At 65.2% G+C, this 14,601-nt stretch carries 14 protein-coding genes; 11 read left to right on the forward strand and 3 right to left on the reverse strand.

Translation table 11 applies throughout. The features are described from left to right. Positions 1-6 precede the first annotated feature (6 nt). The 6 genes from phnC to HV765_RS21500 all read left to right on the forward strand — a co-directional run bounded on the left by phnC (position 7) and on the right by HV765_RS21500 (position 7,110). A complete protein-coding gene (phnC, locus tag HV765_RS21475) occupies positions 7-777 on the forward strand; it encodes a phosphonate ABC transporter ATP-binding protein (RefSeq protein WP_054423128.1) in 771 nt (256 codons plus the stop codon). Next, positions 774-1,658 (forward strand): phosphonate ABC transporter, permease protein PhnE, encoded by an 885-nt coding sequence (gene phnE / locus HV765_RS21480; protein WP_054423129.1) that lies wholly within the window; start codon positions 774-776, stop codon positions 1,656-1,658. The genes phnC and phnE (HV765_RS21480) overlap by 4 nt, the downstream gene beginning before the upstream one ends. Next, positions 1,655-2,479 (forward strand): phosphonate ABC transporter, permease protein PhnE, encoded by an 825-nt coding sequence (phnE, locus tag HV765_RS21485; RefSeq protein WP_054423130.1) that lies wholly within the window; start codon positions 1,655-1,657, stop codon positions 2,477-2,479. Before phnE (HV765_RS21480) ends, phnE (HV765_RS21485) begins: the two co-directional genes overlap by 4 nt. A 267-nt stretch (positions 2,480-2,746) precedes the next feature. Then, positions 2,747-4,405: a CYTH and CHAD domain-containing protein gene (locus HV765_RS21490; protein ID WP_175170887.1), complete on the forward strand. Its 1,659-nt coding sequence runs from the start codon at positions 2,747-2,749 to the stop codon at positions 4,403-4,405. A gap of 285 nt (positions 4,406-4,690) precedes the next feature. Continuing rightward, entirely contained in the window at positions 4,691-4,879 is a 189-nt protein-coding gene (locus tag HV765_RS21495; protein ID WP_156336542.1) for a hypothetical protein, read from the forward strand. A gap of 35 nt (positions 4,880-4,914) precedes the next feature. After that, entirely contained in the window at positions 4,915-7,110 is a 2,196-nt protein-coding gene (locus HV765_RS21500) for a phosphocholine-specific phospholipase C (RefSeq protein WP_175170888.1), read from the forward strand. Positions 7,111-7,268: 158 nt separating this feature from the next. On the opposite strand, the gene ftsY is transcribed toward HV765_RS21500, so the two are convergent. Then, entirely contained in the window at positions 7,269-8,288 is a 1,020-nt protein-coding gene (gene ftsY / locus HV765_RS21505) for a signal recognition particle-docking protein FtsY (RefSeq protein ID WP_338077810.1), read from the reverse strand. Between the two features lie 182 nt (positions 8,289-8,470). Between ftsY and HV765_RS32130 the strand changes: the two genes are divergently transcribed. The 5 genes from HV765_RS32130 (at position 8,471) to HV765_RS21525 (ending at position 11,506) form a co-directional block, all read left to right on the forward strand. Then, positions 8,471-8,683, forward strand: a complete 213-nt coding sequence (locus HV765_RS32130; protein ID WP_338077806.1) for a hypothetical protein — start codon at positions 8,471-8,473, stop codon at positions 8,681-8,683. A 116-nt stretch (positions 8,684-8,799) separates the two neighbouring features. Next, complete coding sequence (gene rsmD, locus HV765_RS21510; protein WP_175170890.1) at positions 8,800-9,366, forward strand: 16S rRNA (guanine(966)-N(2))-methyltransferase RsmD; 567 nt, start codon at positions 8,800-8,802, stop codon at positions 9,364-9,366. A 58-nt stretch (positions 9,367-9,424) separates the two neighbouring features. Further along, positions 9,425-9,928, forward strand: coding sequence for a pantetheine-phosphate adenylyltransferase (gene coaD / locus HV765_RS21515; protein ID WP_046807920.1), 504 nt, complete (start codon positions 9,425-9,427; stop codon positions 9,926-9,928). Positions 9,929-10,034: 106 nt separating this feature from the next. After that, positions 10,035-10,286 carry a YfhL family 4Fe-4S dicluster ferredoxin gene (locus HV765_RS21520; protein ID WP_006221659.1) on the forward strand — a complete coding sequence of 84 codons (252 nt, stop codon included), beginning with the start codon at positions 10,035-10,037 and terminating at the stop codon, positions 10,284-10,286. Further along, on the forward strand, positions 10,283-11,506 hold the full coding sequence (locus tag HV765_RS21525; protein WP_054423135.1) for a benzoate/H(+) symporter BenE family transporter: 1,224 nt from the start codon (positions 10,283-10,285) through the stop codon (positions 11,504-11,506). Before HV765_RS21520 ends, HV765_RS21525 begins: the two co-directional genes overlap by 4 nt. Before the next feature lie 45 nt (positions 11,507-11,551). On the opposite strand, the gene HV765_RS21530 is transcribed toward HV765_RS21525, so the two are convergent. Continuing rightward, positions 11,552-11,962 carry an MOSC N-terminal beta barrel domain-containing protein gene (locus HV765_RS21530; protein WP_054423136.1) on the reverse strand — a complete coding sequence of 137 codons (411 nt, stop codon included), beginning with the start codon at positions 11,960-11,962 and terminating at the stop codon, positions 11,552-11,554. Continuing rightward, on the reverse strand, positions 11,959-14,457 hold the full coding sequence (locus tag HV765_RS21535) for an AsmA family protein (protein WP_175170891.1): 2,499 nt from the start codon (positions 14,455-14,457) through the stop codon (positions 11,959-11,961). The genes HV765_RS21530 and HV765_RS21535 overlap by 4 nt, the downstream gene beginning before the upstream one ends. Positions 14,458-14,601: the final 144 nt, after the last annotated feature.

The raw sequence follows: 14,601 nt of genomic DNA on the forward strand, positions 1-14,601 counted from the left end.
TCCAGCATGACGACGTCGCTACGCATTTCCGGCCTGGTCAAGGAATACCGGGCCGGCCGGCCGGTTCTCAATGGCATCAACCTTGAAGTCGCCGGCCAAGGCCTGACCGCCATCATCGGCCCTTCCGGCACCGGCAAAAGCACGCTTCTGCGTTGCATCAACCGGCTGATCGAACCCACCCAGGGCGAGATCGTGTTGCAGTCCAAGGAAGGCACCGTGGACCTGGCCCGTGTGCGTGGCGCGTCGTTGCGCCGTGCGCGCCGGCGCATCGGCATGGTGTTCCAGGAATACAACCTGGTTGAACGCCTGACCGTCATGGAAAACCTGCTGACGGGCCGGCTGGGCTACACCTCGGCGCTCAAGGCCTGGATGCGCCGCTTCGAACCCGAAGATATCGAGCACGCCTACAAGCTGCTGGATACCGTCGGCCTGGCGGGCTTTGCCGACCAGCGCGCGGATGCCTTGTCGGGCGGACAGCGCCAGCGCGTAGGCATCGCCCGTGCGCTGATGCAGCGCCCGCAACTGCTGCTGGCAGACGAGCCGACGTCGTCGCTCGACCCGAAGACCTCGGTTGAAATCATGGAGCTGCTGTCCGTGCAGGGCAGCGCCACCGGCATTCCCGTCATCGTGAACATTCACGACGTGGAGCTTGCGCGCCGCTACGCCACCCGCATCGTCGGCATGTCCGGCGGGCATGTGGTCTATGACGGCGACGGCCATGGCCTGGACGCCACCATGCTCAAGACGATCTACGGAGGCGAGTCTTGGCTGGAATGACGCACCCTCAGGGCAACCGCCCCTTTGCCATGTCCGGGCGCGCCAAGGCGGGCCTGGTGCTGCTGCTGATCTACACCGTGTATGCCGGCGCGCAGCTGGATTTCAGCTGGGCGCGCTTTGAAACCGGCATGGGGCATGCGTCGACGTTTCTTTCGCGCATGTTCCCGCCCAATTTCGAAAAGCCCGCCACCTTGTGGAAGGGCATTGCGGAAAGCCTGGAAATTGCTGTGCTGGCCTCGGTGCTGGGCATTCTGTTCGCGCTGCCGGTGGGCCTATTGGGCGCGCGCAACATGATGCCGGCCTGGGTGTCGTGGCCCGCGCGTTCGCTCGTGGCCTTGTGCCGCGCGCTGCACCCGGTCATCGTCGCCATCCTGTTCGTCAAGGCCGTGGGCTTTGGCGCGCTGGCGGGCATTCTGGCGTTGACGGTGGCCTCCATCGGCTTCATCGGCAAGCTGTTCACCGAAGCCATCGAAGAGATATCGCTCAAGCAGGTGGAAGCGGTGCGCGCAAGCGGCGCGTCGTTCGCCAACGTGATCATCTTTGGCGTGCTGCCGCAGGTGTTCGCGCGCTTCATCGGCTTTGCCACCTATCAATTCGACTCCAACCTGCGCAACTCCACCATGGTGGGTATCGTGGGCGCGGGCGGGGTGGGCGGCACGCTGTTCTCGGCCTTCCAGCGCTTTGATTACGACTTCGTCAGCGCCATCCTGCTGACGCTGATCGCCATCATCATGCTGGGCGAAATCATTGCGGGCTTCGTGCGCGCCGTGTTCCTGGACAACCTGGGCTTTGACCGCATCCTGCAAGGCCGCTTTGCCGGCGCACGCGGCATCAGCGCCGGCAAACCGCCGGCGGCCCGCAAGGCGGAGGTGGAAGAATGAACACCCATGCCTCTACCTTGAACCCGGCCGGTTCGCCACGCGTGTGGCAGCGCTACAGCATGGGCCAGCGGCTGCTGCGCTTTGCGCTGTATCTGCTGGTGGTGGCCGCCATTGCGCAAGCCATTCGCGGCGTGGAAGTCATACCGGAGTTCCTGTATGACGCCCCCGAGCAGATGGCCGACCTGTTTCGCCGCATGTGGCCGATCGACTGGGCTTACTACCCGGATGGCGTGCACAACGCGCTGATCGAAACGCTGCACATCGCCACACTGGGCACCATTCTGTCCGTCTTCATGGCGGTGCCGGTGGGCTTGCTGGCGGCCAACAACCTGACGCCCAGCAAGACCATCAACATGCTGGCCCGGCTGATTCTGGTGTCCAGCCGCTCGGTCAATTCGCTGGTCTGGGCGCTGCTGTTCATCGCCATCTTCGGACCCGGCGCGCTGGCCGGCACGCTGGCCATTGCGTTCCGCTCGATCGGGTTCGTGGGCAAGCTGGTGGGCGAAGCCATCGAAGAGGCGCAGCGCGGCCCCATCGAAGCCGTGACCGCCACGGGCGCCAGCAAGGGTTCGGTGCTGTGGTACGCCTACTGGCCGCAGATTCGCCCGGCGTTCTGGTCGATTGTGCTACTGCGCTGGGACATCAACGTGCGCGAATCCGCCGTGCTGGGGCTGGTGGGCGCAGGCGGCATCGGCATGGCGCTGGACACCGCGCTGAACCTGTTCCAGTGGGATCGTGTGGCGCTGGTGCTGGCCGCGATCTTCGTGGTGGTGGTGCTGGCCGAAATCATCATTACCCAGGCACGTAAGCGAATCTTGTGACGCACGCTGTGGTGCGCATCCTGTAGTGCGCATCCTTTATGCGCATGCTTAGCGTCCCTGTTTAACGCTTGTCGGTTTCCCCTGACCAGCGCTCCTTGGCGCCGCCCTTGAAAAGGGGCGGCGCTTTTTTCTTGTCGCGGTTGCGGTGCAGCTTGTCCGGCGATTGCGAACACGTCTATGCTCAATGTGAACAAAATATGAACGGTCATCAAATCCCGCCCCCGGGTTGATTAAGATCTCGGCTTTTGCCGTTGGACACCCATCGCCATGTCGGAACAGGAATTGAAGCTGCACGTGCCTACGGCGTCCCGCCAGGCCGTGCTGCGCGAAATCAAGCAACGCGAAGCCACGCGCATCCGTTTGCATGCCATGTATTTCGACACGCCCGAACGCGAACTGGCGCGGGCGCGCATCGCGATCCGCTTGCGCCAGGAAGGCAGCGACTGGGTGCAGACGCTGAAAATGCCCGGCATCAACGCCATCACGCGCATTGAACTGAACCATCCCCGCCCCGGCCCCGTGCTGGACTTGTCGGTCTATGCCGGCACCGAAGTTGAAAGCGCGCTTGCCGCCATCAAAGGCGAACTGGGCTTGCGTTATGAAACCGACGTGCAGCGCCTCTTGCGCAAGGTCCGCACGCGCTACGGCACGGTGGAACTCGCGTACGACACCGGCATCCTGCGCGCGGGCGCGTTGGAACTGCCCATTTCCGAACTGGAATTCGAACTCGTGTCCGGCCGCCCCGCCGCCATCTTCGCCACCGCGCGCGGCTGGCAGCAGCGCCATAGCCTGGTGCTGGACCCGCGCAGCAAATCTGAACGCGGCGATGCGCTGGCGCAGTTGGCAGAACGCCTGGCCGACGTAGACGCCGCGCCGGGCGACGATCTGGAAACCCGCCGCGCCCAAGCCATTGCGCAATTCTGGGCGCCGCGCACGGCAAGCTCCGTCAAGCTGCGCGACGACATGACGCCGTCGCAAGCCATGGGCCGCATCGCCGCCGAATGCCTGGACCAGATCGCGCGCAACGCCTCGGTGCTGGCCGAAGTGGACACCGAAGGCGTGTACCGCGCCGGCAACTCCGAACACGTGCATCAATTGCGCGTGGGTGTGCGCCGGCTGCGTTCGGCGTGGAAACTCTTCGACGGCTGGATTGCGCCGGTGCCGGACGCGCTGCTGGAAGGCGCGCGCACGCACTTCGGCGCATTCGGCGCCAACCGCGATCAAGATGTGTTGAACGAAACCGTGGCGCCCGCGCTGATGCGCGCTGGCATGCCCGTGATTCCGATGGAAGCCCCGCCGCCTGAAGAAGACGCGCAGACCATCGCGGGCGGCAAGGGCTTTCAAGCCTGGCTGCTTGAGTTGCTGGAATGGAGCCTGGATGTGCCGCCCGCCATGCCGGCCAACGACGGCATGACGATCGCCAACGGCACGCCCAGCGACGCCGCGCCCGAACCCGCGATCCGCCTGGAAGGCGGGGTGGCTGGGCCGAGCGTCAAGCCCACCATCATCCCGATGCTGGCGCCCGAACCCGAGCCGCAACGCTTGCACAAGCAGCTGGCTCGCCGCCTGCATCGCTGGCACAGCAAGGTGGCGGATCAAGGCACGCAATTCGCCACGCTGGACATTCCCACGCGCCACGAGCTGCGCAAGCGCGGCAAGCGGCTGCGCTACAGCCTGGCGTTCGCCGAATCGCTGCTGCCCGCCGCCAAGCTGCGCGGCTATCGCAAGCTGCTGTCCAAGGTGCAGGACGTGCTGGGCGAGATCAATGATCTGGCGGTGGCGCGCGACTACTACGAGTCGTGTACGGCCACGCATCCGCAAGCCTGGTTCGCGCTGGGCTGGATCAGCGCACGCCTGGAAGAGCTGGCGGTAGAGGCGCAGAAGGCGTTCGAGGAATTGGCAAAGAGCAAGCCGTTCTGGAAGTAACCGGGGGCAGGCGCGCGGGCGCCTGCGCTACCCCATTTTCACGACAGCCGCTTGTGCGGCTTGCACCTCGACACGCATCTCGCACTGCGTTTCAAAAAAGGGGCCATAGTCAGCAACGGGTCAGCTTGCTGTCAAGTTAACGACATCCGTGGCACCAATACTGGATCGCTGTCGTCCGGCCAACACGCGCCGGGCGCCTTCGTGGCCCGCAGCATCCGCCCGGCATTCGTCCTCTGTGACGGCAACGGCCCTGCGCGCCGTCAGCCCATCCACATAGACCGAACCATGGAAACCACTTCCCCCTTGCTCGCCCATGCAAGACGAGGCCTGTTGGCCTTCTGCGCCCTGTCGCTTGTGTTCACGCTGTCCGCTTGCGGCGGTGACGACAACGACTCGGACGAACCCGCTCCCCCCACGACGCCGACGACGCCCGCCCCGCCCCCCGCGGCGTGCGCCACGCATTGCGCCCCATGAGCCCGTTCATCGCAGACCCGCAGGAGACACAGCCAATGTCGTTCGACGCATCCAAACGCAAGTTCTTCAAGACCACGCTGGGGGCCACCGCCGCCGTCAGCGCCTTATCGATGTTCCCGCCCAGCATCCGCCGCGCGCTGGCGATTGAAGCCAGCAGCCCCACCGGCACGATTCAGGACGTCAAACACGTCGTGCTGCTGATGCTGGAAAACCGTTCCTTTGACGGCTACTTCGGCACATTCCCGGGCGTGCGCGGGTTTGGTGACCGCTTCCCCATTCCGCTGGCCAACGGCAAGAACGTGTTCCACCAGACACGCACCGACGGCACGGAAGAATTGCCTTATCACCTGGACGCAGCGCTGGGCAACGCGCAGCGCGCGGGCAGCACGCCGCACTCGTGGCCGAACTGTCAGGCCGCGTGGGACCACGGCCGTATGAACAAATGGCCCAGCGCCAAGCAGCCGCTGTCGATGGGCTATTACGAAACCGCCGAAGTGCCGTTCCACCGCGCGCTGGCCGACGCCTTCACGCTGTGCGACAACTACCACTGCTCGATGCACGCCGGCACGATCCCCAACCGCTTGTTCTTCTGGACGGGCACCAACGGCCCATCGGGCGACAACGTGTCGGTGGTGATGAATGAAATGAACGACGGCGCCGACGTCGGCCCGTCCACCGAAGGCTGGACGTGGACGACCTATGCCGACCGCCTGCAAGCCGCCGGCGTCAGCTGGAAGGTCTACCAGAACATCCCCGACAACTTCGGCTGCAACGAAATGATGAGCTTTCGGCACTGGCGCGCCGAGATCGAAAAAATGCCGGCAGACCGCCAGGTCACGAACCAGGGCGGCCCGGCCTACAACCCCGCCATCGACGATCAATTCAGCCCGCTGGCCAAGGGCTTCGGCAACACGATGCCCGACGGCGGTTTCCTGCAAAGCCTGCGCGACGACGTCGCCAACGGCACGCTGCCCGAAGTGTCGTGGATCATTCCGCCCGCTGCCTACAGCGAACACCCCGGCCCCTCCAGCCCGGCCAAGGGCGCGTGGTACATCCAGGCGGCGCTGGACGCGCTGACGCAATCGCCCGAGGTCTGGAGCAAGACCGTGTTCCTGGTCACCTACGACGAGAACGACGGCTTCTTCGACCACATGCCCACGCCGTCCGCGCCGTCACGCAACGACGACGGCACGCTCGCCGGCAAATCGACGATGACGGACGCCGAGATGGCGTTTGAATACTTCACGTATCCGCCCGCCACGCCCAAGCAGCTGACTGCCGACGGCAAGCCCTTCGGCCCCGGCATGCGTGTGCCGATGTGGGTGATATCCCCCTGGAGCCGTGGCGGCTGGGTCAATTCGCAAGTGTTCGATCACACGTCTGCGCTGCGCTTTCTTGAGCAACGCTTCGGGGTTGTCGAACCCAACATCAGCGCGTTTCGCCGCGCCGTGTGCGGTGACCTGACGTCGACCTTGAATTTCGTGTCGCCCAACAGCGCCAGCATGCCGACCTTGCCGGGCCGCACGACAAAGACGGACGCCGACGGCCTGACCACCTGGCAGGAAGCGCAGCCCGCCATCGCGATTCCGACGCAGCAAACGCTGGCCAAGCAAGCAGAAGGCACACGCCCGTCGCGCGCCCTGCCCTACGAGCTGCACACCAGCGCGCGCGAAGCGGCGCGTGAAAACCGCGTTCAATTGCTGTTCGCCAACGCCAGCACGGGCAAGACGGCTGCGGTTTTCCATGTGTACGACAAGCTGCATCTGGACCGCATCCCGCGCCGTTATGTGGTCGAGGCAGGCAAGTCGCTGGACGACGTCTGGGACGTATCCGCCGACAGCGGCAAGTACGACTTGTGGGTGCTTGGCCCCAACGGCTATCACCGCGCCTTCACGGGCGATTTGATGCAAACAGGGGGAACGCAGCCCGAGATCCAGGTCTGCTATGTGCCTTGTGACGACCCGCAGATGCAGGTCAAGCTGCACAACAACGGCAGCGCGGCCTGCACGTTCACGGTGCAGGCCATGGCGTACCGCAACGATGGGCCGTGGACGGTCACGGTCGACGCGGGCCAGGTCGGCGAGTTGAGCTGGCCCGTCACGGACAGCGGGCAGTGGTACGACTTTTCCGTCGCGTGCAACGGCTACGCCGCCTTCCAGCGCCGCTTCGCCGGACGCATGGAGACGGGGAAAGATGCCGTCAGCGATCCGGCGATGGGGAAGGTGGAGTAAGGAATTCGCCGGCGATCAATGGATGATCTGCCGGCGATTCGTTGAGGATCAATCTGCCATCAGTTGGCGATCGATCGGCGGTTCATTGGCGATCAATCGGCCTTCAGTTGGCGATCGATCGGCGGTTTGTTGACGATCAATCGGCCATCAGTTGGCGATTAATCGGCAAGCAGCGCCGCGGCGAATTCGTCCGCGACGAAGGGCTGAAGGTCTTCCAGGCTTTCACCCACGCCGATCCAGTACACCGGAATCGGGCGCACGCCCTGGCTGCCCGCCGCCACGGCAGCCAGCGTGCCGCCCTTGGCGGTGCCGTCCAGCTTCGTCACGACGAGGCCCGTCAGATTGATGGCCGCATCAAACGCGCGGATCTGCGCCAAGGCGTTCTGCCCGGTGTTGCCGTCCACCACCAACAGCACTTCGTGAGGCGCTGCCGCATCCGCCTTGCCGATGACGCGGCGGATCTTCTTCAGTTCTTCCATCAAGTGCAGCTGCGTGGGCAAGCGGCCGGCGGTATCCACCATGACCACGCCCATGCCGCGCGCGCGGCCCGCGTTCACCGCGTCAAACGCGACGGCGGCGGGGTCACCGCCATCCTGCGAAATCACGCTGACGTTGTTGCGGCTGCCCCATTCCACGAGCTGCTCGCGGGCGGCAGCGCGGAAGGTATCGCCCGCGGCCAAGAGCACGCTGGCGCCCTGGCGCTGGAACGTGTGCGCAAGCTTGCCGATGGAGGTCGTCTTGCCCGCGCCGTTCACGCCGGCAATCATCACCACCAGCGGTTTGGCGCTGGTCAAGTTGAAGCCGCGTTCCAGCGGTCGCAGGTGATCGGCCAGCAATTGGCGCAGCGCCGTCTTGACCTTGGCCGGGTCTTCAATGCGTTCTTTCTTGACGCGCGCACGCAGCGCGGTCAGCAGCTTCTCGGTGGCCTCCAGGCCCGCATCGGCCATAATGAGCGCCGATTCGAGTTCCTCGAACAGGTTTTCGTCGACCTTGACGCCGACGAAAATGCCGCCAATGCTCTGACCGGTGCGCGACAAGCCCTGCTTCAAACGCGACAGCCACGACGCCTTCTTGGGCGCCTCGGCAGCGGGTTTAGGGGTTGGAGCTGGGGCTGGGGCTGGGACGACTGCGGCGGGTACCGGTGCAGGTGCGGCAACGACAGGCGGCGGCGGCACCATCGGGGTGGGCGCGGCAGGTACAGGCGCCGGAGCCGCGACTGGCGCATCGGCGCGTACCGGCTCGAAAGCCGGTGCGGGCGGTGCTGCCGGGGTAGCTGGCGCAGGCGACATTGCCGGGGCCACCGGCGGCGTGGCCACGGCGGGAGCGGCAACCGGTGCAGGCGCGATGGGCGCGGCTACCTGTGCTGCAACCGGCGGTGAAACCGGAGCCGGTGTTGGCGTGGGGGTTGCCGTCGGCGCGGCAGTCGGAGCAGAAACTGGCGCGGCAGTCGGAGCAGAAACTGGCGCGGCAATCGGGGCAGCAACTGGCGCAGAAGCCGGAGCAGAAGCCGGAGCAAAAGCCGGCGCAGGAATCGGATCGGCAGGAACGGGAGCCGGTGCCGGCGCAGGAATAACCGGCGCGGCGGCGGGTGCTACGGGCGCGACAACGGCGTCCACGGCCTCTGGCGGCGGCGCGGGCTGGACCGGCGCGGCGGGCGGAGGGGATTTTTTCTTGAAGAAGCGGCTAAACATGGGTAACAAGTATATTCGTATCGTCGGCGGCCAATACAGGCGCACCCCCATCGTCGTGCCCGACGTGGAGACGCTGCGCCCCACGCCCGACCGGGTGCGCGAGACGCTGTTCAACTGGTTGAATCATCTGTGGGCCGGCGAATTCGCCGACAAACAGGTACTGGATCTGTTCGCCGGCAGCGGCGCCCTGGGTTTCGAGGCGGCGTCACGCGGCGTGGCGCATGTGCAGATGGTCGAGCGGGACAAGACCGCTGCGTCCGCGCTGCGGACACTGCGCGACAAGCTCAAAGCCGACATGATACGCATCCATGTGGGCGACGCGATGCAGGTCGCCGAACGGATGGATGCGTCCCGATTTGACCTCATCCTGTTGGACCCACCCTTCGGACAGGGCTGGCTGCCGCGCCTGTGGCCGATCCTGCCGGGTATTCTCAGCGAGCATGGGCTAGTCTACGTCGAGGCGGAAACCCCCATCGAAGCCCCCGAAGGATTTCAGATCTTGCGGCAGGACAAGGCAGGCGCGGTGCACTACCACCTGCTGGAATTTGCTGCATTGCGCAAATAGATCAATAATCCGAGCTTCGGAGGATGGTGTACACCACTAATAACGGTACGGAGCTCGCATGATCATCGCTGTATATCCCGGCACTTTTGACCCGCTGACCCGGGGCCACGAAGACTTGGTCCGCCGTGCGGCCACGCTTTTCGACAAGGTCGTTGTGGGCATCGCCCACAGCCGCAACAAGAAGCCTTTCTTCAGCATCGACGAGCGCGTGGAAATCGCCCGCGAAGTGCTGGGCCACTATCCCAACGTGGAAGTGCAAAGCTTCGGCGGTCTGTTGAAGGATTTCGTCCGCGACCAGAACGGGCGCGTCATCGTGCGCGGCCTGCGCGCCGTGTCCGACTTTGAATACGAATTCCAGATGGCCGGCATGAACCGCCATCTGCTGCCCGACGTTGAAACCCTGTTCATGACGCCGTCGGACCAATACCAGTTCATCTCGGGCACCATCGTGCGCGAAATCGCCCAGCTGGGCGGTGACGTCAGCAAGTTCGTGTTCCCGTCCGTGGAACGCTGGTTGCAGGAAAAGGCCAAGGAACGCCGCGAGCAGTCCTGGCCGGGCTGACCCGCCCGCGTGGCACCATCCTTGAAGGGCGCTCAATGCGCCCTTCTTGCGTTTTGCGCCCCAGCAGTACAATCAAGCCGCCTCTGGCTTAACCCTGCTGCCCATCATGGCCCTGCTCATCACCGAAGAATGTATCAATTGCGACGTTTGCGAGCCCCAGTGCCCGAACGACGCAATTTCCATGGGCGATGACTATTACGTCATTGATCCCGACAAATGCACGGAGTGCGTTGGCCATCACGACGAGCCTCAGTGCAAGGTGGTGTGTCCGGTGGAGTGCATTGAACTGCACCCGCAATGGAACGAAGGCCAGGAACAGCTCATGGCCAAGTACCGCCGCCTGACCGGTGCCGCATGAGCGACGCCACACAGACAGGCATCAACCTTCCCCCCGCTTCCCACCACGCCCGCCGCGACATCTCCGCGTCGGCGATCGCGGCTGGCCTCGTGGCCGTGCTGGTCAGCTTCGGCGGCACCGCCGTGCTGATGGTGCAAGCCGGCCACGCGGCCGGGCTGGACGCGGCGCGCATCGGCTCATGGATTGGCTCGCTGAGTCTCGTGCTGGGGCTGGGCGGCGCGTTCTACAGCCTGCGCACGGGTCTGCCGATTGTCATGGCGTGGTCCACACCCGGCGCGGCCTTGCTGGTGACGGCGCTGGCGGGCGTGCCCTTCAATGAAGCCATCGGCGCGTTTGTGCTGGCGGCCGGGCTGACGCTGGCCTGTGGCCTGTTCGGCTGGATCGACCCCATCTTGCGCCGCATCCCCGGCGAAGTCGCCGCCGCGATGCTGGCTGGCGTGCTGCTCAATTTCGGCATGGGTATCTTCACCAACATCAGCAAGCAACCGGCGCTGGTGCTGACGATGTGCGCCGCCTACCTGCTGTGCCGGCGCTGGGCGCCGCGCTACGCGGTGCTGGTGGTGATGGCGGTGGCCGTCGCCCTGGCGTTCGCGCTCGACCTGATGCAGCTGAACCTGCTGGACTGGCGGCTTACCGAATTCGTCTGGACCACGCCCGCCTTCAGCGCGCAGGCTGCGGTCAGCTTGGGAATTCCCTTGTTTGTGGTCGCCATGGCGTCGCAAAACCTGCCCGGCTTGGCCATTCTGCAAGCGGCGGGCTACCGCCCCCCTGCGTCGCGTTTGGTGGCCGCCACGGGCCTCCTGGGCTTGCTGGCCGCCCCGTTTGGCGCGCACAGCGTGACGATGGGCGCCATCAGCGCCGCCATCTGCACCGGCCCCGAAGCGCATCCCGACCCCGGCAAACGCTATATCGCCGCCGCCACGTATGGGCTGGGCTATGTGGGCCTGAGCCTTGTCGCGGGCGCAGTCGCCGTCTTCTTCCAGGCCTTGCCTGCCGCGCTGCTGGCGGCGCTGGCGGGCCTGGCCTTGCTGGGCACCATCATGGGCGGCATGGCCGCCGCCATGGCCAACCCGCAACGGCGCGAAGCCGCGCTCATCACCTTGCTGGCGACGGCGTCGGGGTTCAGTTTCTGGGGAATCGGGTCGGCCTTCTGGGGCCTGGCGGCGGGCCTGCTGGCGCACACCGCATTCGAATACAAGCGGGCGCGCGCCGGCGCATAAACCGCCCCGCCGGCCGCTAGGAAAGCGCCGAGCGCTTCAAAGGAATCACGCCGGCCAGGCGGCCACGGGCGTATCCGGGTGCACTTTCATGATGCGGCAAGGCACCTGCACAAAATTTGAAATCCACGCGGCGGCAAGTTCGCCTTCGTCAACGACGTCAATCGTCTGCTCGCCCACCTTCATGCTGTAGCGCACGCTGTCGTCGTCTTCGATGACGTCCAGCGGAATATCCATGCGCAGCATGCCCGGCGCCTTCAGCACCAGATAGCCCAGGCGCAGCTCCACCGACACGTCGGCAAGCTTCGGGCACAGTTCGCGGTTCAGCCATTGGCCGGAATCGTTGGCCACCAGCCATTGACGGTGATAGGCGGCCGCATTGGGTTGCGGCGTGACGCCGCATTCCGCGATGGGCTGGAAATCGGACGGAACGTCGCGCGGGAGGGAATCGGTGCTCATCGGCCCAGCAGACCCTTCAGCGCCTTGTCCACCGCCGCGCCGTTCTTCCCCTTGCCGGTGACGGCTTCGCGCAGCTTGTTCTCCAGGCTGCGCTTGAGGATGCCGCCGATGGCGTCTTTCCACAGCAGCGTGTAGGTGGGCTTGTCGAACGGGCCTTTGAGGTGCACGGGGATGGTCACGTCCTTCAGGTCGATCAGCTCTTTGCCTTCGTCGGTCGCGGCCGGATTGACGACGCGCGCGCGCGCCACCAAGTCCAGCTCATTCTTCACGAAGTCGATGGTGGCCGGATCGCCTTGGGTCACGCGCAGCAACGGCGACACGACGTTCAAGCGCTTGACCGTCGCCACGCCCTTGGTGAAGGCCAGGTCCGCGTCCATCTCCGAGAATTCGGTCTGTTTGCTGGTGTCGGCCGGCACTGTTTCGTTCTGCGATTCTGCCGTGAAAGCGGCCTTCAGCTCGCGCAGCGTCTGCGTCAGGTTGATGCCCTTGACCGCGCCATCGCGCAGGCGCACTTGCACCGTGCCGCCCAGCCCGCTCTTCATGGCGTAGGCGTTGGCGCCCGCGGTCTTCAGGTCCAGCGCCAGGCTGCCGGTGCCGCTCAGCACGTTTTGCTTGGCCAGGTCCATCAGCAAGGGCTCAATGGAAATACCCGCCAGCGACATCTTCGTGGCCAGCTGATTGCCTTGCGCAGCGTCCACCGACAACGCACCCGCCAGCTTGCCGCCGTACAGGCCGGCGGTAAGGCTGGAGATATCGAGCTTGCCCTTGTCCAGTTTGACGGCGGCGGCCACGTCGTCGGCCTTCAGGCCGCGCATGACGAGCTTGCCCACCTTCAAGGTGCCGTTGACGCTGGGGCCAACCAGCGCCGACAGATCAATCGTGTCGTCTGCGGGTGCGGCGGGCGCGGCCGGTTGCGCCGGCTTGGAATCGTCCTTCTTGCCATCAGCGGGCGGCTTGGGCGGCGCAGCCACAACGGGCGGCACCAGCTTGTCCAGATCCAGCGTGTCCACGGCCAACGCAAAGTTCACGGCGGGCGAGGTAGACAGCTTGGTGATGTCGGCGCTCAGGTCGAACTTGCCGCCTTCGAGCACGGCGTTGATCTTGCTGGTGGCCTGATCTTTCAGCAGGTCCACGTTCAAGCTGCCGATCACCGGAATCTGCAGGCTGCCCTTGGGCAGGCCCGGGTCGGTGATGTTGACGTCACCGCGCAGCGCCGACAGGCCGCCGCTACGTTGCAGCAGGTTCAAGGTCAGCGGCGACGCAAAGTTCAGCTTGACCACGCGGTCGCCATTCTTGGACGTGCTGTCCACCTTGGCTTCTTTGATGTCCAGCTCGGCGGCGTTGCCGCTGATGCCGTTCAAACCAAAGCTGGCGTCCAGGCCGCTGACACGCACGCGGCCGGTCAGCGCTTCACCGGTGGCCGACGCAGGCGAGATATTCAGCGCAGGCGCATCCACCGCCAGCTCAAACGGACCATCCGCCGAACCGCCCTTGGCGCGAATGGCCAGCTTTTCAATCTGCAATTGGCTCTTGTGCGGGTCGATTGCCAGCTTCGGCATCGCCACGCTGGCTTCCACGCCGGTGGCGCGCGCGGCGGGGTCGGTGATATCGCCCTGGAAAACCACTTCCAGGCCGGCCACATCCAGCGCCGATTTCTGGCCATTGAAAGCCAGGTTGCCACGCACCGCCAGGCTCTTGGCCTCGGCGCCAGGCAACTTGCCGTCCATGCGCAAATCCAGCTTCTGGGCGGCGTAGCGCTTGGCGGACGGGTCCAGCGTCAGCAGGGCCTGCCCGGTCAGGTTGGCGTCCACACGCGGGTTACCGCCTTCAACGCGCGCCGTCAGGCGCACATCGAACGGCTGGTTGAACGTGACGCGGCCGGTGTTGGCGTTGATCTTCGTAACCGCCACGGCCATGCCCGAAATCTCGTCCTGCAACTGCACTTCGCCGTCTTTCAAGTCCAGCCCGGCGATGTCGATCTGCATATTGTTGCGCGACGCGGGCAAGGTGCCGCTGGTGATGGCTTGGGCCGCAGTCTGGGCGGCGCCTACCAGCGCTTCGGCGGGGTTGGACGGCGCCGTCGTGGTGGCGGACGCGCCGCCCACGAGGTTGCTGAAGTTGAACTGGCCGTCTTTGCCGCGCACCACACGCGCCTTGAAGCCGCTGATGGCCACGTGGTCCACCACGAAGCTGTTCGACAGCAGCGGCCACACGGCCACCGCCAGGCGGGTGCTTTCAATGGACGCGAAGGTGTCGGGGCTATTGGGCTCGGACAGGGACACGCCCTGCACCGACAGACCAATGCGCGGGAAGAGCGAAAGCTCGATCTCGCCATCGATCGTGAGTGTGCGGTGATAGCGTTCCTGCACAAGCTCTTCGAGCTTGTACTTGTACGCGTTGGGGTCGAACGTCAGCAAGAAGATGGCCAGGCCAACGACGGCCACGACAACCAACACCACCAGGCCTATCAAAATGCGCTTGAACCACGTTTTCATTGCCGCCCCGTCGGTACCTCGACTGGAAATCCTTGAATGCCGCCCACCGCGCCAAGCGCGGGGGTGGTGCTGTAGCGGTGGAAAACCACACGCCAATTGGAGCTATCTGCCTTTTAGGGCGAGTCCTCGCTACTGCCGAAAGCC

Source organism: Achromobacter kerstersii, assembly GCF_902859595.1.
Classification (GTDB): Bacteria; Pseudomonadota; Gammaproteobacteria; order Burkholderiales; family Burkholderiaceae_B; genus Achromobacter; species Achromobacter kerstersii.

Coding starts and splice junctions, on each gene's coding strand:
- HV765_RS21490 (WP_175170887.1), top strand. CDS start 2,747: ATGTCGGAACAGGAATTGAAGCTGCACGTGCCTACGGCGTCCCGCCAG.
- rsmD (WP_175170890.1), top strand. CDS start 8,800: ATGGGTAACAAGTATATTCGTATCGTCGGCGGCCAATACAGGCGCACC.
- HV765_RS21525 (WP_054423135.1), top strand. CDS start 10,283: ATGAGCGACGCCACACAGACAGGCATCAACCTTCCCCCCGCTTCCCAC.
- HV765_RS21530 (WP_054423136.1), bottom strand. CDS start 11,962: ATGAGCACCGATTCCCTCCCGCGCGACGTTCCGTCCGATTTCCAGCCC.
- phnE (WP_054423129.1), top strand. CDS start 774: ATGACGCACCCTCAGGGCAACCGCCCCTTTGCCATGTCCGGGCGCGCC.
- coaD (WP_046807920.1), top strand. CDS start 9,425: ATGATCATCGCTGTATATCCCGGCACTTTTGACCCGCTGACCCGGGGC.
- HV765_RS21535 (WP_175170891.1), bottom strand. CDS start 14,457: ATGAAAACGTGGTTCAAGCGCATTTTGATAGGCCTGGTGGTGTTGGTT.
- HV765_RS21500 (WP_175170888.1), top strand. CDS start 4,915: ATGTCGTTCGACGCATCCAAACGCAAGTTCTTCAAGACCACGCTGGGG.
- ftsY (WP_338077810.1), bottom strand. CDS start 8,288: ATGGTGCCGCCGCCGCCTGTCGTTGCCGCACCTGCACCGGTACCCGCC.
- phnE (WP_054423130.1), top strand. CDS start 1,655: ATGAACACCCATGCCTCTACCTTGAACCCGGCCGGTTCGCCACGCGTG.
- HV765_RS21520 (WP_006221659.1), top strand. CDS start 10,035: ATGGCCCTGCTCATCACCGAAGAATGTATCAATTGCGACGTTTGCGAG.
- phnC (WP_054423128.1), top strand. CDS start 7: ATGACGACGTCGCTACGCATTTCCGGCCTGGTCAAGGAATACCGGGCC.
- HV765_RS21495 (WP_156336542.1), top strand. CDS start 4,691: ATGGAAACCACTTCCCCCTTGCTCGCCCATGCAAGACGAGGCCTGTTG.